This is a genomic window from Microvirga arsenatis, assembly GCF_009910705.1.
Classification (GTDB): Bacteria; Pseudomonadota; Alphaproteobacteria; order Rhizobiales; family Beijerinckiaceae; genus Microvirga; species Microvirga arsenatis.
Genome location: NZ_JAAAXJ010000016.1, coordinates 1 through 19417 on the forward strand (window position 1 = coordinate 1; position 19417 = coordinate 19417).

A 19417-nucleotide genomic window follows, 5' to 3' on the forward strand; every position below is an offset into this window, starting at 1 on the left:
GACGGCTGGAAGACGCTGACACAAGCGTCAGCCCCGAAGGAGACGATTGACCTCGCCGCCTGACCCAATACGATGTTCATGCCGGAGATCGCGCCACCCGAATTTCAACACAGCTCGCGACGGCACCTCGAGCAGAACCTCGTCACTGTGGACGCTTTGATTCCTCCACTGTGACACAACAGACACCATTTATGGTCAGCCGTCGCAATGGGAGACTGCCATCTTGTAGTGTCCATGGCACACACGCTGTAGTCGAATGCGCAGAGATCAAGCGGGCATGTAACCGGTCCCCCCGCAAGTCCGAACTCATGGTCAGACGATCCCTGAACTCTCTGGTTAGTCAGGAGTAGACCAATGAGAGCTTGTCGTCATCGCTGCCGCACTCGTTTGCCATCCGCAGCTCGCCGAATCTCTTCGGCGGGATCGCTTCAGATCGGAGCTCGTGTACGAGGCACCGTGCACATTCCCTTGGCCTTCCGCCTCTCGTGCAAAAGTTCCCAAGGTAGACAATTTTATGGAGATTGATCATGTCTGACGAGACCCCGGAAGAGCATAAGGAGGCTGCTCGCTTGGCTTGGAAAAGCCGCCACATCCCGTTCGGCACTCTTGTCATCAGCGTGTTTCTACTGGCCAGTGTGCTATCCGCAATCTTTATGGTTTTCGCCCAAGGACCTTCGAACCCTATTCCTTGACCCAATCCTGCTACCAGCCCGGTACCTTGACCGCGCCCAAGATCCCCCGGCTCTTCTTGTGATGAACGCGCCTGCCCGAGAGTTCAGCGGACCGTGTTTGGCCTGCGACCGTTTGGATTGCACGGCGAACTTGTGAGCCACACATGGATTGCCTTTTATACGCCCCTTGTTCCACGGCACGACGTTAGCACGATTGTGAACTGCCCTCATGGGGTCGTCCGAACCGAAGCGGGCCTACGCTGATCGACAGGGAGGATCCGAATCGGTAGCCATGGTGGGCTTGCACTCAGCAAGTAGCTGACCGATCCACCACAGAGACGAGAATAGAACGCTCTTACAGCAAGGATCTCCGTTCATGCCCTTCAATTCCTCCGCCGTCCACCGCGTTGCGCTCTTGACCGCGCTCGTTCTGCCTTCGGCGGTATGGGCCCAGCCTACTCCGTTCACGCCCGAGCAGCGCGATGCCATCGGCGGGATCATTCGAGAGTATCTCGTCAAGAACCCGGAGGTGCTGCAGGAGGCTTTCACCGAACTCCAGCGGCGCATGCAGGAGGCTGAGCAGGCAGGCCGGGCGGAGGTGCTGACCTCCGAGCGCGCCAAGCTCGAGAACTCGCCCCATGACTTCGTGCTCGGCAACCCGCAGGGCGACGTCACCATGGTCGAGTTCCTCGACTACAACTGTGGCTACTGCAAACGCGCCATGGCCGATGTGAAGGCGCTCATCAAGTCTGACCCCAAGCTGCGGGTGGTGATCAAGGACTTTCCGGTGCTCGGCCCGGGGTCGGTCGAGGCCAGCCGGGTTGCACTAGCGGCCAAGGCCCAGCTCTCCGGCGACAAGCTCTACGAGTTCCACACCAATCTCATGGAGAGACGCGGCCAGGCCAATGGGGAATCCGCTAAGGCTGTCGCCAAGGAGATGGGGCTCGACATGGCGCGCCTGGAAAAGGATCTGCAAAGCAGCGATATCAATGCCACCCTCCAGGAGAACATGGAACTTGGGCAAAAGCTGGGGATCAACGGCACGCCGGGCTTCGTGATCGGGAATGAGGTTATCGCTGGCGCTGTCGGGGCCGAGCCACTGAAGCAGGTCATCGCGAACACGCGGAACTGAAGCAGAACCAGGATGTGAACAGCAGCTCCCGCGCCCGCTGACATCCGCTGCAGTGACTTGCCGCTCTAACCCGTATAGTTGGACTTAGGCCACTGCAACCATCCGACTCCCGGCGCCCTGATTGATGCTATTAAACCTGCGCTCAAGACCGCATGACAATCATTGTACGGGCAGCCAAGTTAGGCATCTGGTCGGCACAGGTTTTGTGTTCTGAGTGTCTGCAAGCATGGTAGAGCGGCATGGTGAGAATTAGGTCTAGTGACCTCCGTTCTTGAACCCAACGTGCCGCTTCCCTGCTGACAGTCGGCGGCACATGTTCAGTCAGTCCGGGGGGCGGGCGCACCCGGTCCAGGTCCGCCCGGACCGCCAAGTGCTAGTTGTTGCGCTTGATCCAGCTGTTGTACTGCTGGGCGTCAACTGCCGCGGCTCCGTTCCGTGCCAACATCTCTTGCAGCGGCGTCGGCCTGTGCCCCGGGGGGAAGCTCCCCTCCGGGAACTGCCCAGTCAGATTGCGGCTGGGTCTTTGCGCACCCGAGTAGGCTTGTCCGGGATCGTTGTAGCCAGAGACGGCAGGGTATCCGGACATGACGGGCTGGGCCTGGACGGCGCCTGAAATGCTCGCCGCAATGGCGAAGGCGAGGGGAAATTGTTTCATGACAATGAGCCTCCTATCTTGTTGGGAGCGCAACCTTGGTGCTCCTGTACTTAAGTTCGGTGGGAACGGCGCTTTGGTTACAGCGTCCCGCGCACGGCCCGCCAGACCTTCTAGCCCGTCCAATGATCGTGACACTGACACCCGTAAGGGCAGCCCGCGATCTCAGCCTCCGGGCACGGCAGCAGGCGCATATGGCGTGTAACCTTCGGCCCACCGACCCCGAATAATAAGAAGAATGCGCCGCCTACCGCGGCACGGAGACAAGGCAATGTATCTCGTATCAGCACTGGGAGCCCTCCTGCTCCTCCTCGCGACCACCGCGTGGTTCCGCGCGCCGACCGTCGCGCTGGCTCCCGTCCGGGCCTGGCGTCCGGGATCCCGGCGGGGGCCCCGCTTGAACACCTGACGCGGTGTCCAGGTCCGGAGGATCCTCCGCAGGAAAAACCCTTCCATAAGCCCCGACATCCTGGACAAGGAACAGCCCATGAATTCGAGCTCCGACGGCGAGCAGACCCGGCCCCGCTCCCCGTCATCACTCGATGGCCGGCAGCTCCCCCTGGTCAATGGCTCTCTGCCTGGGGGCTGGCCTGCTGATCGTGCTGTTCGCCGTTGCCCGGCTTTTCACGTGAGGCTGACCCACCCCCACCACCGCTCGACTGTGCGCCTCCGCGGTACAGGGCCCGCGCCATTAGGGGATCGAAGCCCCACACCGGGCGTTTGTCCGCCGGGCGCAACGGTTCACGCACCTGACCAGCAAGGAAACTTCAGATGACCCACGACCGAGCCAAAGCGAACCCGCGTTGCCACCATGATGCTTCCACCCATGGCCATGTGGATGGCTCGGCCGACGCGCATATGCATCCGGCCGCTTCCGACGCGGAGCTCCACGTGAAGGACCCAGTCTGCGGCATGATGGTCGACCCGCACACCACGCCCCATCGGGCACAGCACGGCGGACGCCCGTTTTATTTCTGCTCGGCCGGATGCCAGGACAAGTTCGAAAAGGATCCGGCCCGCTACCTGTCCCCGCAGGCCGTCAAGCAGACCGACGAGCCCGTCCCGGAGGGCACGATCTACACCTGCCCGATGCATCCCGAGGTCAGGCAGGTCGGGCCAGGGTCCTGCCCCATCTGCGGCATGGCGCTCGAACCCGACATCATCACCGCGGATGCTGGTCCGAACCCGGAACTCGTCGACATGACGCGCCGGTTCTGGATCGGCACGGCCCTGACCGTTCCCGTCGTGCTCCTGTCCATGGGCGGCGATCTGACGGGGCTCACCCACGTGATCGGCCAGCAGGCCTCCAACTGGGTGCAACTCGCCCTCGCCACCCCGGTGGTGCTCTGGACCGGCTGGCCGTTCTTCGTGCGCGGCTGGCAATCCGTGGTGGCGCGCAGCCTCAACATGTTCACCCTGATCGCACTCGGGGTCGGCGCGGCCTGGGGCTACAGCACCGTCGCGACCCTCGCGCCCGGCCTGTTCCCGGCGGCCCTGCGGGGGCCCGACGGCGCCATCCCGGCTTACTTTGAGGCAGCGGCCGTGATCACCGTCCTGGTTCTCCTCGGGCAGGTGCTGGAACTCAAGGCCCGCGACCAGACCTCCGGCGCCATCCGGGCCCTGCTTGACCTCACGCCCAAGACAGCACGGCGCCTCAGTGCGGATGGCGTCGACGAGGAGATCGCCCTTGACGCGGTCGGTGTCGGCGACCGGCTGCGGGTTCGTCCGGGCGAAAAGGTGCCGGTCGACGGCGAGGTCCTGGAAGGACGCTGCTCGGTCGACGAATCCATGGTCACGGGCGAGTCGATGCCCGTCACCAAGGAGCCCGGGTCCAAGGTGACGGCGGGCACCCTCAACCAGACCGGCAGCTTCGTCATGCGCGCCGAGAGGGTCGGGCGCGACACCATGCTCGCGCGCATCGTGCAGATGGTCGCCGACGCCCAGCGCTCCCGCGCCCCGATCCAACGGCTCGTCGATCAGGTCGCCGGATGGTTCGTGCCCGCGGTGATCGTGATCGCGGCGCTCGCCTTCCTCGCGTGGTTCTTCTTCGGCCCCGAGCCGCGGCTCTCCTTCGCCCTCATCGCGGCGGTCGCGGTGCTCATCATCGCGTGCCCGTGCGCGCTCGGCCTTGCAACGCCCATGTCGATCATGGTCGGCGTCGGGCGGGGCGCCCAAGGCGGGGTTCTCATCAGGAACGCCGAGGCGCTGGAGCGGATGGAAAAGGTCGACACCCTCGTGGTCGACAAGACCGGCACCCTCACCGAGGGCAAGCCCGCCGTGACCGCGGTGGTGCCGGCGCCAGGGTTCGGCGAGGACGAGATCCTGCGCCTCGCCGCCAGCGTCGAGCGGGCCAGCGAGCACCCGCTCGCCACGGCCATCGTCGCCGCGGCGACGCAGCGGCGCCTCGCCCTGGCCGACCCGGAGGGGTTCGATTCGCCCACCGGCAAAGGCGCCCTCGGGACGGTGGACGGCAGGGCCGTGGTGCTGGGCAACGCCCGCTTCCTCGCGGAGCGGGGCATCGATGTCGCTCCCCTGTCGCAAGCCGCGGACGAGCTCCGGCGCGAGGGCGCCACGGCGATCTTCGTCGGCATCGACGGACGCGCCGCGGGCACCATCGCCATCGCCGACCCGGTGAAGGCCACGACCCCCGAGGCGCTAGCCGGGCTCAAGGCCGAAGGCATCCGCGTCGTGATGCTCACCGGCGACAACCGGACCACCGCGCAGGCCGTCGCCCGCCGGCTCGGCATCACCGAGGTCGAGGCGGAGGTGCTGCCGGAGGAGAAGAGTGCCGTGGTCAACCGCCACAAGGCCGCGGGCCGGGTGGTTGCCATGGCCGGCGACGGGGTCAACGACGCCCCGGCGCTTGCCGCCGCCGACGTCGGCATTGCCATGGGCACCGGCACCGACGTGGCCATTGAAAGCGCCGGCGTCACGCTGCTCAAGGGCGACCTCAATGGCATCGTGCGGGCACGGCGGCTGTCGCAGGCCACCATGCGCAACATCCGTCAGAACCTGTTCTGGGCCTTCATCTACAACGCCCTCGGGGTGCCCGTGGCGGCCGGCGTGCTCTTCCCGATCCTTGGCGTCCTGCTGTCGCCGATCATCGCCGCCGCGGCCATGGCGCTGTCGTCCGTCAGCGTGATCGCCAACGCGCTGCGGCTCCGCGTCGCCCGGATCTGATGGCCCGGGCGCGGGCATCGGCAGGCGGGAGCCGGCCAGGTTTCACCCTGCTGCCGATGCCGCGGGTAGCGCAATGCGTCTGCCCTGACCTCGGCGCCACCTCAAGCGCGCCGGCCCAGAAAACTTCAAAGTGGAGATCCTAATCGTGAACATGCCTTCGCTCCTCGCTGTCGCCGCCGCTGTCGCGCTCGCCAGCCTGACAGCGGACCCTGGGTCGGCGCACTCGCTCGACAGCCTCCAGGGCGAGATGCACAAAAAGGAGAAGTACTTCGAGGTGAAGGACCGGCCCGCTCCGGAATTCACGCTGCGGGACGCCAAGGGAAACGATCATCGCCTCTCCGCGCTTCGCGGCAAGGTCGTCATCGTCAATTTCATTTACTTGGGCTGCACGGACGTGTGCCCGCTCCACACTGAAAAGATCGCCGAGATCCAGGGCATGGTGAACAGCACGCCGATGCGCGATCAGGTGCAGTTCCTGACCGTCACCACCGACCCGGACCGTGACAAGCCGGAGGTCTTGAGCGCCTTCGGTGCGGAGCGCGGGCTCGATTTGCGGAATTGGGTGTTCCTGACGACCACGCCCGGGATGCCCGAGGATGCGACCCGCAAGCTGGCGGAACAGTTCGGGCACAAATTCACCAAGACTGCCGACGGCCTGCAGATGCATGGTATCGTCACCCACGTCATCGACCGCGAGGGACGCTGGCGCGCGAACTTCCACGGCCTCCAGTTCGAACCCACGAACCTGGTCGTCTACATCAACGCCCTGGTGAACGACCGCGACCGCCACGACGTGGAGCGAAGCCCTTCGTTGTGGGAGCGCCTCCGGTCCTTTTTCTGATCGCGGCTGCCGTGCCACGCCGCACGTGCGGCTAGTGCTGCCGCACGTGGAGGCGCGACAATGCAGCCATCCCCCTCACGCCGAGTGGGCGGTTGCCGTCCCGCCGCACGAATCCTCAACCGGGTCCAAGTGCCGCTTTGCGCAGTCCTCGCAGGCGGGAAAGTCCAAGCCGCGGCACCGCCAGGTCGCCGACGGCCACGCCCGGCGAATAGGAAGCCTCGCTGCCTGGCGCGCGGGCTTACGCCTCCTCGCCTTCGTAGACCGGGACGGTGAAGCGCGAGATCCCTGGCGCTCACGGCACCTCGAAACATGCTGACCTGCTGCTCTAGGGGTTGAGAGGGGCGGCAACTCGGAGAACGCAAATGTCGGTCATGCGCCGCCCATGAGGATCGCCTGCGCAGCATGGCGCTGGTTTCCTGCGCAGTGAGCCCATGGGTCCGATCATACGAACGCTGTTCACGCACTCGTGCCGTTCGCGTTCCGCATTCAGCTGTGGGTTCGCCGCATTAGCATACGCGTGGGATCCGGCCAGCGGGAGCCTTGCACCGCAGCAGGGAGAAGGTCTCCCCCGGGGAGAACAAGGCGCGGCCCTTGGCCGTCGCCGGTCAGGCCAGCGGAAGGGCCGGAGACGTTACTGCGCCTCCGGCGGGACGGCTTATTGTGCCGGGCTGAGCGACTGAACGGTGTAGCTGCCGTCCGTGCCCTTGTTCAGGGTGAACTTCACCTTGGCCCCGGGCTTTACTTGGGTGAGGTCGACGGACGGGGCTGCCGCGAACTCCATCGACATGGCCGGCCAGCCGATGGCCGGGATCGGTTCATGGTTGAGCTTGACCTTGCGCTGCTCGGTGTTGACTGACGCGACAGTGCCGGTTGCCATGGCGCTCGTCGCCGCCGTGGTGTTGCCACTGCCCATGCCAGGCATGTTCTGCATGTTGCCCATGCTGCCGCCGGAACTGCTCTGAGCGTGGGCCGGCAGGGCCAGGGCCGCGGCGGTGAGGCCGCCCAGGACCAAGGCCTTCAGGGCCGGGCCGCGCGTGCGCGGTAAGAGGATGAGGCTCGACATCGGGATCTCCTGTTGTGGTCGAATGCAGCTCTTCACATTGCATGAAGGCTGTGTCGCGGGCGCGAAAAGGCTCGATGGCAAATGCAGCCGGCGCCCGCCCGCGGGTGCGCCAGCCCCGACCGTCGGATCGGGTCGAAACGGATTGAAAGGGCCACACTGCTCACGACGCCACCACGGTCGCATCCGGCTGGGCCCGGTGCGGTTCGGCGGGGGGCTTTTGCCGCAGCAGGCGAAGGGGCTGGCGCCGGCCGCGCAAGGACTGGTCCGGGACAGGGTCCCACAAGGCGCTGTCCACGACCGGCCTGGCTGCCTGCAGGGCGGGTTCGGACACGAGGAGGCGTACGCCGAGCTCACCGGCGAGCTCCTCGATCCGGTTGGCAACATTGACGGTGTCGCCGATGACCGTGAACTCCAGGCGCTCCTCGTCGCCGAGCGTCCCCGCGGTGACCTCGCCGTAGTGGATGCCGATCCCCACCTCGATGGGGGCGAGCCCCGCCGCGGCACGCTCTTCGTTCCAGCGGTCTGTCGCCTCGTGGATCTCCAGGCCACATTGGACGGCGTTGCCGGCGTCCGCCTCGGTCGGATGCGGCACGCCGAACACGGCCATGATCCCATCACCAATGAACTTGTCGATGACCCCGCCCCGCCGCGCCACCGGTGCGGCCATCCGGCGCCGGTACTCAGTGAGGAACAGGGCGAGCTCGCCCGCCGCCATGCGCTCGGCCATCGGGGTGAAGCCACGCACGTCGATGAACATCACGGCGGCCCGCTGCGGCCGGAAGGACGAAGGTCCCGGCTCCGACCTCGCGAGCTGGTCAGCGATGCTCGCGCTGAAGAAGCGCGACAGGTTGGAGCGCAGCCGCGCCTCGCGGATGGCGTCCGCAAGCGCCCGGCGCGTCCGGCTTACCGCCACGAACAGCACGACGGCCGTGAGCGCCACGACAGAGAGGCGGGTGATCTCCCCCGGCAGGACGAAGGCGGCGTCGGGCGCCCACGCCCCGGCCGTGACCCACAGCACCGCCCAGCCCGCCGCGAACAGGCCGGCGGTGTAGAGGACCAGGTAGGGTCGGTGCCGGACTGCGGCAATCGCCAGGAGGAGGAAGATCAGAGAGGCCACTGGAGCGGCCGAGATGCCAGACGCCAGCGTTCCGAACGTGAGGGCCAGAGGACCGATGCAGTGTAGGAGGAGACCGACGTCGAGGGTCGCGAATACCCAGGGCAGCCAAGGCCGAAAAAAGCCGATCCAGGCCAGCACCAAGCTCACAGTCGCGAACACGCCCAGGGCAATGACGGAGAACATGGCCATGTGCGCATGCTCCAGCGCACCTCCCGCCCAGAATACGGCTGTGATGGCGGAGAACACCAGGAGGCGCAGGACGGCGAGGAGGGCCTCGGTCTCCCGCTCGACGCGCGCCAGGCCCCGGTCGATGTGCGACCTCATCGCAGAACTCGCCCGGCCGCGAGGGCGCCGCGGATGGCGCACCGGCACCCGCGGGGCAGGAAACCCTGGCGACTTTGATCCATGACAGCCACTTGCAAGACAGGCACATTCATGGCGCTTACTCGGCCGCCCGCGGCAGCGCATTCCCCAGGCGTGCGGACAGGGGCTCGTGGCTGCCGTCGCGGCTTGGGGCCACGTCCCCCCGCCGCGGCAGCCCGCGCCCCTTCACGAGGGCGTAAATGGCTGGGATGACCACCAGCGTCAGCACGGTCGACGAGACCATGCCGCCGATCATCGGCACGGCAATGCGCTGCATGATCTCGGAGCCGGCACCCGTGCTCCACAGGATCGGGATCAGGCCCGCCATGATCGCCACCACCGTCATCATCTTCGGCCGCACCCGCTCCACCGCGCCGACCATGATCGACTCGTAGAGGTCCTCGCGGCTGAAGGCGCGGCCCTGGCCCGCACGCGCGGCCTGCACCTCCTTCATGGCATGATCCAGGTAGATCAGCATGATGACGCCGGTTTCCGCCGCAACACCAGCAAGCGCGATGAAGCCCACCGCCACGGCCACCGACATGTTGAAGCCGAGCCACCACATCAGCCACAGCCCGCCGACCAGCGCGAAGGGCAGTGACAGCATCACGATCAACGTCTCCGTGAGCCGCTTGAAGTTGAGGTAGAGCAGCAGAAAGATGATCAGCAGCGTGACCGGCACCACGATCTTGAGGCGGGCCTCGGCGCGTTCCAGGTACTCGAACTGCCCGCTCCATTGGACGTAGTAGCCCGGCGGGAACTTGACCTCGTTCGCAACCGCCTGGCGCGCCTCGGCGACATAGCCGCCGAGATCGCGCCCGGTGATGTCGACGAAGATGTAGACCGCAAGCTGGCCGTTCTCCGTGCGGATCGAGGTCGCGCCCCGATTGAGCTTCACCTCCGCGACCTCGCCCAGTGGCACGGCGCCCCCGTTGGGCATCGGCACCTGCACCTCGGTGGCGATGGCCTGCGGGTTCGAGCGCAGCTCGCGCGGATAGCGGATGTTGACGCTGTAGCGCTCGCGGCCCTCGACGGTGTTGGTGATCATCTCGCCGCCGAGCGCCATGGCGATCACATCCTGCACGTCACCCACGGTCAGGCCATAGCGCCCAAGCGCCTCCCGGTTCGGTGTGATGTCAAGGTAGTAGCCGCCAATCACCCGCTCAGCAAATGCACTCGATGTGCCGGGAACCGCCTTGACCACGGCCTCGACCTGGCGCGAGATCTTCTCCATCTCGGCAAGGTCGGTGCCGAACACCTTGATGCCGACAGGGGTGCGGATGCCGGTCGAGAGCATGTCGATGCGCGCCCGGATCGGCATGGTCCAGGCGTTCGACACGCCGGGGAACTGCAGCGCCTTGTCCATCTCGGCCTTGAGGCTGTCGATGGTGACCCCCGGCCGCCACTCGCTCTTTGGCTTCAGGTTGATGATCGTCTCGAACATCTCCGTTGGCGCAGGGTCGGTGGCTGTCGAGGCGCGGCCCGCCTTGCCATAGACCGAGGCAACCTCAGGGAACGACTTGATGATCCGATCCTGGGTTGCCAGAAGCTCGGCCGCCTTGGTGATCGACAGTCCCGGCAAGGTGGTGGGCATGTACATCAGCGTGCCCTCGTTCAGGGTCGGCATGAACTCGGAGCCGATCTGGCGCGCAGGCCAGACGCTGGCGCCGAGCGCCACGAGGGCGACGAGGATCGTGAGCACCTTGGCCTTGAGCACGCCCCGGATGACCGGCCGGTAGATCCAGATCAGAAAGCGGTTCAGCGGGTTCTTGTGCTCCGGAATGATCCGCCCGCGCACAAAGATCACCATCAGGGCCGGGACGAGCGTCACGGACAGGAAGGCGGCGGACGCCATGGCGAAGGTCTTGGTGAAGGCGAGCGGCCCGAAGAGGCGGCCTTCCTGGTTCTCCAGCGTGAAGATCGGCAGGAACGACACCGTGATGATCAGCAGGCTGAAGAACAGGGCCGGGCCAACCTCGCTTGCGGCCTCGATCAGGATCTCGACGCGTGGCTTGTCCTTTGGGGCCCGTTCCAGGTGCTTGTGGGCGTTCTCGATCATGACGATCGCCGCATCGATCATCGCCCCGACCGCAATCGCAATGCCGCCCAGGCTCATGATGTTGGACCCGAGCCCGATCATCTTCATGGCGACGAAGCTGATCAGGATACCAACCGGCAGCATCAGGATGGCAACAAGCGCGCTGCGCAGGTGGAGCAGGAACACAATGCAGACCAGCGCGACGATGACGCTCTCCTCGATCAGCGTGTACTTGAGGGTCTCGATGGCGGCCTCGATCAGCTGCGAGCGGTCATAGACGGGAACAATCTCGGTGCCCGCAGGCAGGCTCGGCAGGACCTCCGCAAGGCGCTGCTTCACGCTCTCGATCACGTTGAGTGCGTTGGCCCCGAAGCGCTGCAGGATGATGCCGCTTGCGACCTCGCCTTCGCCGTTGAGCTCGGTGATGCCGCGCCGCTCGTCAGGCCCCAATTCGACACGGGCGATGTCGCCGAGACGCAGGGGCGTGCCGGCATCGGTCTTGAGCACGATGCTCTCGATGTCCTGAATGTTCTTCAAATAGCCGCGGCCGCGGACCATGAACTCGAACTCGGAGAGCTCGACCGTGCGCCCACCGACGTCCATGTTGCTCCCGCGGATGGCATCGCGGATCATGGTCATCGAGACGCCCTGCGCGCGCAGGCGGCGCGGATCGACCACGACGTTGTACTGCTTGACGAAGCCGCCGACCGCGGCCACCTCGGCGACGCCCTCGGCCTTGGCGGCGGCAAAGCGCACCTTCCAGTCCTGCACCGAGCGCAGCTCCGCCAGGGTGAGGTCCTTAGCCAAGAGGGCATACTGGTAAACCCAACCCACGCCAGTGGCATCGGGGCCGAGGGTCGGCGTCACACCCGCGGGGAGGCGACTTCCTGCGGCATTGAGGAATTCGAGCACCCGCGACCGTGCCCAGTACGGGTCCGTGCCGTCCTCGAAGATGATGTAGACGAACGAGACGCCGAAGAACGAGAAGCCCCGCACCACCTTCGATTGCGGCACCGTCAGCATCGCGGTGGTGAGCGGATAGGTCACCTGGTCCTCGACGACCTGCGGCGCCTGACCCGGGTAATCCGTGTAGACGATGACCTGCACGTCCGAGAGGTCGGGAATGGCATCGAGCGGCAGGCTGCGCAGGGCGTACAGACCCGCCGCGACGGCGAACACAGTCGCGATCAGGACGAGCATCAGGTTGCGGGACGACCAGGCGATGGTACCGGCGATCATTGGGGCTTCTCTTCGGCAGGTGCCGTCATGCCCTGCAGGGCGGCTTTCAGGTTGCTTTCGGCATCAATGAGGAAGTTGGCGGACGTCACCACCTGATCCCCCGCGGCGACGCCCTCGCGGATCTCGACGAAGCCGTTCCCGCGAGCGCCGACCTTGACCTGGCGCGGCTCGAAGCGGCCTTCGCCCTTGTCGACGATCACGATCTGACGGGTACCGGTGTCGATGAGCGCGCTGTCGGGCACGGCCACGACGGGCTTGCCGGAGCCGGTGGCGAACTCCACGTCCGCGTACATGTCCGGCAGCAGGAGCCCGTCCCGGTTGGGGATCTCGATCCGCACCCGGGCCGTGCGGGTCTCTGGGTTCACCTGCGGGTAGATCAGGTCAACGCGGCCCGAGAACGTCTGTCCCGGCAGGCTGCGCACCCGGAGGGTCACAGCCTGGCCCGGCTGGACGGCGCCCAGGTCGTGTTCCGGCACGTCCGCGAGGATCCAGACGGTCGAGATGTCGGCCAGCCGGAACAGCACGTCACCGGGCATGGCCCGCATGCCCTCGATGGCATTGCGCTCCAGGATGATCCCGTCCCGCGGGGCTGACCACGTGATCGCGGTCGGCACCTTGCGGGTGCGTTCGATCTCGGCGATCACCTCCGGGGGCACGTTGAGGTTCTCAAGCCGGCGGCGGGCGCCCTCCAGCACCAGCGGCCGTCCGGCGCCACTGCCTTCGTTCACGACACTGAGGTACTGCGCGCTCGCCGCCGCGATGTCCGGGGAATACAGGCGCAACAGCGGATCGCCCTTGCGCACGCGCTCGCCGGTGGTCACGTCCTCGACCTTGTCGATGAAGCTCTCAGAGCGCAGGGAGATCACGGCGATGCGGCGCTCATCAAGCTTCACGGTGCCGGGGGCGCGGACCGGACGGGTCACAACCCGGCGCTCGACAGCCTCCGAGCGCACGCCGGTGCGCTGCAGCTTGCCTGGCGAGACCGTAACGGTCGAGCCGTCCTCCGCCTCGCCCTCGTAGACCGGGATGTAGTCCATGCCCATCGAGTCTTTCTTCGGCACCGGCGAGGTGTCGGGCAGGCCCATGGGGTTGCGGTAGTACAGGATCTTCTTGCCGCTGGCCTGGTCAGCTGCGCTCTGTCCGGCTGACGCGTCCTTCGGCTTGTCGTCGAAGCTCACGTCCTCACCGACCCGAACAGCGACGTAATCCCGACCGTCCTCCGTCTTCTTCGGCGAGATCGAGTAGGCTGGCTGGCCGTCGGGATGGCGGTAATAGGCGACTGGACCCGCTGCGGCCGGCGCGGGGCCGTTCAGGAACGCCACGGCCGGTGCCGGGAGCCAGCCCGGCAACGGCCAGTTCGTCCGGCCGCCGTGGTACCCCGCCGCGAACCCGCCCGCCAGCGCCGTGGCCGCCAGCGTGGTGAGCGCGAGCCGCTTCAGGGTTCGCCCGTGGCGCGGCGGCGGGGCCCTCTCAGGGGCCGTGTCCGGCTCGAAGTGGTCGCGGCTCGCGAAGGGATCCTGGCGTTCCAGAGAGTTAAGGGGGGAGATCTGGTCCATTACTGCACCGCCTTGAGAATAAGCTTGCCTTGCACGGTGCCGGCCTCGCCGGGCACCTTCGCGGCGAGCGACACTTGCCAGCCGCCCTCCATCGCGAGATTGGTCTTGAACAGGTAGGTGCCGGGCTTGTCGGCCGGCTGCGGCTCCAGAGGCGCCGTCATCATCGCCATGTCCTCGGGGGCCATGTCGATGCGGCGGGCGAAGATCACCGCATCAGGCACGGGCTTGCCGGTCGGCTTATGGACGAGCTCGACAGCGACCAGGGCCTCACCCGAGCGGGCCTGCGGACTAACCAGCCGAAATTCGTAGTCGTTCAGAGCCTCGGTCGAGACCGGGGTGACGGCACGGGCGGGGAGCAGGCCGGCGAGCGCTGCCGTGACCTGTGGCGGCACCCAGGCCGGCAGGGCGAGCTCGCCCCTGCCGACACGGTAGCCGGCCGCGGTGGCCGCGCCGAGCACGACGAGGAACAGGAGCGTGATGACAGCTTTCTTCATGGTTGCAGCCTCGTAGGTTCTCGTGTGGGAAGTCCGGCGCGAAGCATCATGGCACCGCCGTCACGATGAGCTTGCCGCGAACGTAGCCGTCAGCATCCGGCAACTTCGCCATGAGGACGAGCGACCAGTCGCCTTCCATGACGAGGTCGGTCTCGAAGCGGAAGTAGCCCGGCAGCACGTCGGGCACGGGCTCCAGCGGCGCCGTCATCTCACCCATGCTGTCCGGCGACATGTCCAACCGACTGATGAAAACCACCGCGCCGGGGACCACTTTGCCGGTCGCCCGGTGCACCAGCCGCACGGTCAGCACGGCGCCGTAGCCCTGCTTGAGCTCCCGCTCGACGAGATCGAATTGGTAATCGGATGAACCGGCGCCCTGCGCCAGGCTCGGGCCGGCGAGAATAGAAACCGCCATCATGGCCGCGGCGGTGCCCTGGGCAACCGCACGAGCGGCCCGGCCCCAAACGGTACAGGCGGCGCGGCTATGCGGCAGATTTGGCCATGCGACCCTCAAAACTCTCATGGAAAAGCCCCCATTTGCAGGTGAGTTCGCTGCCGCCGCCGAAACGGTTACAGCCTCGAGGCAAAATGGCGGGAGCAGACCGAACAACCTCAGGCCTCACGCATTGGTCAGCGCCGCTCGCCCTCGGGACAGCTGAGCGACGCAAAGCTTTCGGTGGCCGGGCAGAGCCGACCGGATCATCAGAGGCATCGCACCATCTTCTAGGGCAGGGTTGTCGGACGGGGCGCGGGTCACAGCGGGTCGTGCCGGCGGGCAAGTGCGCGGTGTTGATGGTCAAGGCCTGCGCAGAGTTCTCGCGCGGCAGCCGCCGCATAAAATCGAGGCGGGATGTAACCAAGTCGGCAGTTCCGGCGAACTACCTGGGAGAATGGCGGTTGGTTTCCTATAAGCCCGCCGCGCTCGCGACAGGGCGAGTGGCCAACCAACGACGGAGAGTTCGATGCAACCGTATGAGCAAAACCAACACGCCTATGGCACCGGCTTTGCCCGGACGGCGGCTCAGGTCGACCAGGGCCTGCGCGCCTTCATGCTCGGCGTCTACAACAACATGGTCCTGGGCCTTGCTATCTCGGCCCTGGTCGCACTTGGCATCAACATGCTGGCCACCACGAGCGATCCGTCTCTGGCGGTCGCCCGGATCGGCAGCATCGGCCTGACCCAGTTCGGCGCGACCCTGTACGGCTCGCCCCTGATGTGGGTGATTGCCCTGGCGCCTCTGGCCTTTATCTTCTTCTTCACGTTCCGAATGGACCGGATGTCGGCGGCGTCTGCCCGCGGCACCTTCTTCGCTTTTGCTGCGGTGATGGGTGCTTCGCTCTCGACGCTTCTCATCCGCTACACCGGCGCGAGCGTCGTGCAGGTGTTCTTCATCACGGCCGCGGCCTTCGGCTCGCTGTCGCTCTGGGGCTACACCACGAACCGCAGCCTGTCCGGCATGGGCTCGTTCCTGATCATGGGCCTCGTCGGCCTGATGATCGCCTCGATCGTGAACATCTTCGTCGCGTCGAGCGCCCTGCAGTTCGGCATCTCGGTAATCGGCGTGCTGATCTTCGCAGGCCTCACCGCCTACGATACGCAGAAGCTGAAGGAGATGTACCTGTACGGCAACTTCGACTCTGAGGCTGCGGGCAAGGCCTCTGTGTTTGGCGCCCTGACGCTGTACCTGGACTTCATCAACATGTTCCAGTTCCTCCTGGCTCTCGTGGGCAACCGCAACGAGTAAGGGACAGCATCATCGGAGACAGGATCGTGGCCGGTGCGGCAGATTTCGCCAACGCACGAATGCGGCACGGCGCGATGACGAGCGCCTCGGAAGGCAACTGGCGCCGCAGCAGAGTAAAGTTGGTGACGCGGCGTTTACTATGGACGCGGCAAGGATTTTGGCAGCGGCGGACATTCGGACACACCCGCTTTGCGTTGCGACGTGCGGTTGCTATCTTGGACTCGATGGCCTGGGCTTCACTCCACCGCCTGTGCGCGCTCGTGCTGGCCCTCACCCTAGCGGTGGGGCTGGCGACGCATGGGGTCAAGGCGGCGCAGATGAGCGCCCAGATGGCCGCCGCGGCAATGAGCGCGCCGATGCCCGACGGCTGTGACGGATGCGATCAGGGCGGCGACACAATGCCGGCCTGCGCCGCCCTGTGCGCGGCCATGATCGCCGTCCTCCCGCTCCCGCCCGACCTCGTGTCGGTTGCGCAAGCGCCCGCGCATCCTGTTCTGGTCCTTCGGGCGACGGGGCTAAGCGGGCCGCCCGATCCCTTTCCGCCGAAACCCAGCATCCTGAGCTGAGGCGCGCCGCTCGCGGCCGCGCCTGAACCCGCGCGCCGGCGGTCGACGCCGTGCGCCGGGCGCCCGGCGCACGGGCCGCCCCCACACGTTTCAGGATGAAGACCATGTCAGATCGCTCCGGGCCGGCGCTCAGCCGCCGCGCCCTTCTCGCCGGCGGTGCAGGCCTCGCGCTTGCCGCCAGCCTTCCGCCCAGCGCCCGGGCCCATGAGGGCTCCCGTGGCGCAGAGTTCCGGCTGCTCGCCGCACCCGGCGAGGCGGCGCTCGCCGGCGCCTCCCGTCCCGCAACCCCGGTTTGGGCCTATAACGGCGCGGTGCCCGGCCCCGGGATCCGGGTCCGCCAGGGCGAGCGCGTGCGCGTCCTCGTAGAAAATCGGCTGCCCGAGGAGACCACGGTGCACTGGCACGGGCTGCGGGTGCCGAACCCGATGGACGGCGTGCCCCATCTCACCCAGGCGCCCATCCGCCCCGGCGAGAGCTTTACCTATGAGTTTGCCTGCGAGGACGCGGGCACGTTCTGGTACCACCCGCACCAGAGGAGCCATGCCCAGGTCGGGCAGGGGCTCTCCGGCCCGTTCATCGTGGAGGAGCGCGAGCCCTATCCGGTCGACCGCGATGTCACCTGGATGCTGGGCGACTGGCGCCTTCTCAAGGACGGGTCGATCAGCGACGACTTCGGCAACCTGCACGATGTCAGCCACGCCGGCCGCATCGGCAACACGGTAACGGTCAACGGGGCCGTGGCCCAAGCCTTCGAGGTCCGCCGCGGCGAACGCATCCGGCTCCGTCTCGTCAACGCCGCCAACGCCCGCATCTTCGGCCTGGAGTTCGAAGGGCACGCCCCCTGGATCGTGGCTCTCGACGGCCATCCGGTCGAGCCGCACGCGCCCGAAGGTGGGCGGGTGGTGATCGGGCCAGCCATGCGCGTCGACCTGGTGATCGACATGACGGGCCTGCCCGGGGGCCGGTTCAAGATCACGGACGCCTTCTACAAGGGTCTCGAATACCGGCTGCTCGATCTTGCCTATGCCAGCGAGCGCCTGCGCGAGCCTCGGGAGACCGCTGTCCTGCCACTGCGCGCAAACCCGGTGCGGGAGCCGGACCTGTCCTCCGCCCAGCGCCATGACGTGGTTCTCGCTGGCGGCATGATGGGGACGATGGCCGGGGCGATGGTGCACGGCGAGATGACCGACGTCCGCGCCATGCTGCGCCAGGGCCTGGTGTGGGCGATGAACGGCGTCGCCGCCACGGGGCACGTCCACGAGCCGATGGCCACGCTCGCCCACGGCAGCTCCCACATCCTCGCGATCAAAAACGAGACGGAGTGGTGGCACCCGATGCATCTGCATGGCCACACCTTCCGGGTGCTCGGCCGCGACAGCGTGCCCACCCGCCGTCGCGAATGGCAGGACACGGTGCTGGTCGCGCCTCGCGAGCGGGTCGAGATTGCCTTCCTGGCCGACAACCCCGGCGACTGGATGTTCCACTGCCACGTCCTGGAGCACCAGGCGGGTGGAATGATGGGCTCCATCCGCGTCGCCTGACACCACGATCTTCAAGGAGTAATCACATGCGCATCCTCAACACCGCCGCTCTCGCCCTTGCCCTGACCCTCGCTGGTCCCGTCCTTGCGCAGAGCGCAAAGCAGGCCACCCTCTACAAGAACCCGCAATGCAGCTGCTGCGAGGAGTACGTGAAGTACCTTCGCGAGAGCGGCTTCGAGGTGAAGGTCGTAACCACCCACGACCTGCCGCTGGTCAAGAAGGAGCACGGCGTCCCCACCGACCTTGAAGGCTGCCACACCACCCTCGTCGACGACTACGTCGTCGAGGGGCACGTGCCGCTGAAATCCCTCAACAAGCTCCTCACGGAGCGCCCGGCGATCAAGGGCATCTCGCTCCCGGGCATGCCGATGGGCTCCCCCGGGATGGCCGGGCGGAAGATGGAGCCGTTCACGATGTACGAGATCTCGGGTGATCCTACGCCCAAGATCTTCGCGGTCGAGTGAAGGAGCGAACCATGATGCATGACATGATGAGCGGCCCGATGGGCTGGATGATGGAGGGCATGGGCCTCGTCGGGCTCCTGCTTGGCGTCGCACTGGTCCTCGCGATCATCGCACTGGTCAAGGTCATCGTCGGGAGCGGGCGATGATATCGTTTTTCCTCGCCCTCCTCGTCCTCGCGGCGGCGCCTGCCGCCGCGACGGAGCGGCCCGCCTCCTTCGTTCTCCATCGCGAGCCGCGCCCCGTGCCCGATTTGCGCTTCGTCGACGGCGAGGGGGGCACGCGGACCCTTGCGGACTTCCGCGGCAAGGTCGTGCTTCTGAACGTGTGGGCGACCTGGTGCCCGCCGTGCCGCCAGGAGATGCCGGCGCTGGACCGCCTGCAGGCGATGCTTGGCGGCCCGGGTTTCGAGGTGGTCGCCCTGTCCGTCGACCGTGCCGGGGCGGGGCCGGTGCGCCGGTTCTACGGCGAGACCGGGGTCGGCCGCATCGCGGTCTATCTCGACGCGTCGGGGCGGGCCCTGCGCGACCTCAACGCGGTCGGCCTGCCGACCACGCTCCTGCTCGACCGGGAGGGGCGGGAGATCGGCCGGCTGATCGGACCGACGATCTGGGATGCGCCCGAGATGGTCCAGATCCTGCGTGAACGCATAGGTCCCGCTTCGGATGGAGGGGCGCCACGAGAACGCCACCGATCCCGCGCGGGCGCCGTGCATTGATGGATGCGCGGCGGTGTAACCGAACACCCATGTGGCACGA

Annotated in this window: 17 protein-coding genes; 10 read left to right on the forward strand and 7 right to left on the reverse strand. The window is 66.7% G+C overall.

Features of this window, described 5'->3' with window-relative positions; translation table 11 throughout:
• The first annotated feature begins 527 nt into the window (after positions 1-527).
• Both GR303_RS19820 and GR303_RS19825 read left to right on the forward strand, forming a co-directional pair.
• The gene (locus GR303_RS19820; protein WP_161725177.1) at positions 528-692 is read left to right on the forward strand and encodes a hypothetical protein; all 165 of its coding nucleotides are present in this window, start codon (positions 528-530) and stop codon (positions 690-692) included.
• A 355-nt stretch (positions 693-1047) separates the two neighbouring features.
• On the forward strand, positions 1048-1803 hold the full coding sequence (locus GR303_RS19825; RefSeq protein ID WP_161725178.1) for a DsbA family protein: 756 nt from the start codon (positions 1048-1050) through the stop codon (positions 1801-1803).
• Positions 1804-2176: 373 nt separating this feature from the next.
• Here the strand turns inward: GR303_RS19825 and GR303_RS19830 are convergent, their stop codons facing one another.
• On the reverse strand, positions 2177-2458 hold the full coding sequence (locus GR303_RS19830) for a hypothetical protein (protein ID WP_161725180.1): 282 nt from the start codon (positions 2456-2458) through the stop codon (positions 2177-2179).
• 768 nt (positions 2459-3226) lie between these two features.
• Between GR303_RS19830 and GR303_RS19835 the strand changes: the two genes are divergently transcribed.
• Both GR303_RS19835 and GR303_RS19840 read left to right on the forward strand, forming a co-directional pair.
• Complete coding sequence (locus GR303_RS19835) at positions 3227-5635, forward strand: heavy metal translocating P-type ATPase (protein ID WP_161725181.1); 2409 nt, start codon at positions 3227-3229, stop codon at positions 5633-5635.
• A 151-nt stretch (positions 5636-5786) separates the two neighbouring features.
• A complete protein-coding gene (locus tag GR303_RS19840; RefSeq protein WP_161725270.1) occupies positions 5787-6476 on the forward strand; it encodes an SCO family protein in 690 nt (229 codons plus the stop codon).
• Between the two features lie 655 nt (positions 6477-7131).
• Here the strand turns inward: GR303_RS19840 and GR303_RS19845 are convergent.
• From GR303_RS19845 to GR303_RS19870, 6 genes are all read right to left on the reverse strand, one after another.
• Positions 7132-7539, reverse strand: coding sequence for a copper-binding protein (locus GR303_RS19845; RefSeq protein WP_246205702.1), 408 nt, complete (start codon positions 7537-7539; stop codon positions 7132-7134).
• Positions 7540-7699: 160 nt separating this feature from the next.
• Positions 7700-8980 (reverse strand): adenylate/guanylate cyclase domain-containing protein, encoded by a 1281-nt coding sequence (locus GR303_RS19850; protein WP_161725182.1) that lies wholly within the window; start codon positions 8978-8980, stop codon positions 7700-7702.
• A gap of 118 nt (positions 8981-9098) precedes the next feature.
• Positions 9099-12296 carry an efflux RND transporter permease subunit gene (locus GR303_RS19855; RefSeq protein ID WP_161725184.1) on the reverse strand — a complete coding sequence of 1066 codons (3198 nt, stop codon included), beginning with the start codon at positions 12294-12296 and terminating at the stop codon, positions 9099-9101.
• Positions 12293-13852 carry an efflux RND transporter periplasmic adaptor subunit gene (locus GR303_RS19860; RefSeq protein WP_161725185.1) on the reverse strand — a complete coding sequence of 520 codons (1560 nt, stop codon included), beginning with the start codon at positions 13850-13852 and terminating at the stop codon, positions 12293-12295. The genes GR303_RS19855 and GR303_RS19860 overlap by 4 nt, the downstream gene beginning before the upstream one ends.
• A complete protein-coding gene (locus GR303_RS19865) occupies positions 13852-14346 on the reverse strand; it encodes a FixH family protein (protein ID WP_161725187.1) in 495 nt (164 codons plus the stop codon). Before GR303_RS19865 ends, GR303_RS19860 begins: the two co-directional genes overlap by 1 nt.
• A 46-nt stretch (positions 14347-14392) precedes the next feature.
• Positions 14393-14869 (reverse strand): FixH family protein, encoded by a 477-nt coding sequence (locus tag GR303_RS19870; RefSeq protein ID WP_246726465.1) that lies wholly within the window; start codon positions 14867-14869, stop codon positions 14393-14395.
• Between the two features lie 439 nt (positions 14870-15308).
• Between GR303_RS19870 and GR303_RS19875 the strand changes: the two genes are divergently transcribed.
• The 6 genes from GR303_RS19875 (at position 15309) to GR303_RS19895 (ending at position 19377) form a co-directional block, all read left to right on the forward strand.
• Positions 15309-16091 carry a Bax inhibitor-1/YccA family protein gene (locus GR303_RS19875; protein ID WP_161725188.1) on the forward strand — a complete coding sequence of 261 codons (783 nt, stop codon included), beginning with the start codon at positions 15309-15311 and terminating at the stop codon, positions 16089-16091.
• 26 nt (positions 16092-16117) lie between these two features.
• The gene (locus GR303_RS19880) at positions 16118-16657 is read left to right on the forward strand and encodes a hypothetical protein (protein WP_161725189.1); all 540 of its coding nucleotides are present in this window, start codon (positions 16118-16120) and stop codon (positions 16655-16657) included.
• A gap of 104 nt (positions 16658-16761) precedes the next feature.
• Positions 16762-18198 carry a multicopper oxidase family protein gene (locus GR303_RS19885; RefSeq protein WP_161725191.1) on the forward strand — a complete coding sequence of 479 codons (1437 nt, stop codon included), beginning with the start codon at positions 16762-16764 and terminating at the stop codon, positions 18196-18198.
• 26 nt (positions 18199-18224) lie between these two features.
• Complete coding sequence (locus tag GR303_RS19890) at positions 18225-18662, forward strand: DUF411 domain-containing protein (protein WP_161725192.1); 438 nt, start codon at positions 18225-18227, stop codon at positions 18660-18662.
• 11 nt (positions 18663-18673) lie between these two features.
• The gene (locus GR303_RS25230) at positions 18674-18808 is read left to right on the forward strand and encodes a hypothetical protein (protein ID WP_262031996.1); all 135 of its coding nucleotides are present in this window, start codon (positions 18674-18676) and stop codon (positions 18806-18808) included.
• Complete coding sequence (locus GR303_RS19895; RefSeq protein WP_161725194.1) at positions 18805-19377, forward strand: TlpA family protein disulfide reductase; 573 nt, start codon at positions 18805-18807, stop codon at positions 19375-19377. Before GR303_RS25230 ends, GR303_RS19895 begins: the two co-directional genes overlap by 4 nt.
• The last annotated feature ends 40 nt before the right edge of the window (positions 19378-19417 follow it).

Coding starts and splice junctions, on each gene's coding strand:
- GR303_RS19840 (WP_161725270.1), top strand. CDS start 5,787: ATGCCTTCGCTCCTCGCTGTCGCCGCCGCTGTCGCGCTCGCCAGCCTG.
- GR303_RS19875 (WP_161725188.1), top strand. CDS start 15,309: ATGCAACCGTATGAGCAAAACCAACACGCCTATGGCACCGGCTTTGCC.
- GR303_RS19830 (WP_161725180.1), bottom strand. CDS start 2,458: ATGAAACAATTTCCCCTCGCCTTCGCCATTGCGGCGAGCATTTCAGGC.
- GR303_RS19835 (WP_161725181.1), top strand. CDS start 3,227: ATGACCCACGACCGAGCCAAAGCGAACCCGCGTTGCCACCATGATGCT.
- GR303_RS19850 (WP_161725182.1), bottom strand. CDS start 8,980: ATGAGGTCGCACATCGACCGGGGCCTGGCGCGCGTCGAGCGGGAGACC.
- GR303_RS19885 (WP_161725191.1), top strand. CDS start 16,762: ATGTCAGATCGCTCCGGGCCGGCGCTCAGCCGCCGCGCCCTTCTCGCC.
- GR303_RS19865 (WP_161725187.1), bottom strand. CDS start 14,346: ATGAAGAAAGCTGTCATCACGCTCCTGTTCCTCGTCGTGCTCGGCGCG.
- GR303_RS19855 (WP_161725184.1), bottom strand. CDS start 12,296: ATGATCGCCGGTACCATCGCCTGGTCGTCCCGCAACCTGATGCTCGTC.
- GR303_RS19820 (WP_161725177.1), top strand. CDS start 528: ATGTCTGACGAGACCCCGGAAGAGCATAAGGAGGCTGCTCGCTTGGCT.
- GR303_RS19860 (WP_161725185.1), bottom strand. CDS start 13,852: ATGGACCAGATCTCCCCCCTTAACTCTCTGGAACGCCAGGATCCCTTC.
- GR303_RS19825 (WP_161725178.1), top strand. CDS start 1,048: ATGCCCTTCAATTCCTCCGCCGTCCACCGCGTTGCGCTCTTGACCGCG.
- GR303_RS19890 (WP_161725192.1), top strand. CDS start 18,225: ATGCGCATCCTCAACACCGCCGCTCTCGCCCTTGCCCTGACCCTCGCT.
- GR303_RS19870 (WP_246726465.1), bottom strand. CDS start 14,869: ATGAGAGTTTTGAGGGTCGCATGGCCAAATCTGCCGCATAGCCGCGCC.
- GR303_RS19895 (WP_161725194.1), top strand. CDS start 18,805: ATGATATCGTTTTTCCTCGCCCTCCTCGTCCTCGCGGCGGCGCCTGCC.
- GR303_RS19845 (WP_246205702.1), bottom strand. CDS start 7,539: ATGTCGAGCCTCATCCTCTTACCGCGCACGCGCGGCCCGGCCCTGAAG.
- GR303_RS25230 (WP_262031996.1), top strand. CDS start 18,674: ATGATGCATGACATGATGAGCGGCCCGATGGGCTGGATGATGGAGGGC.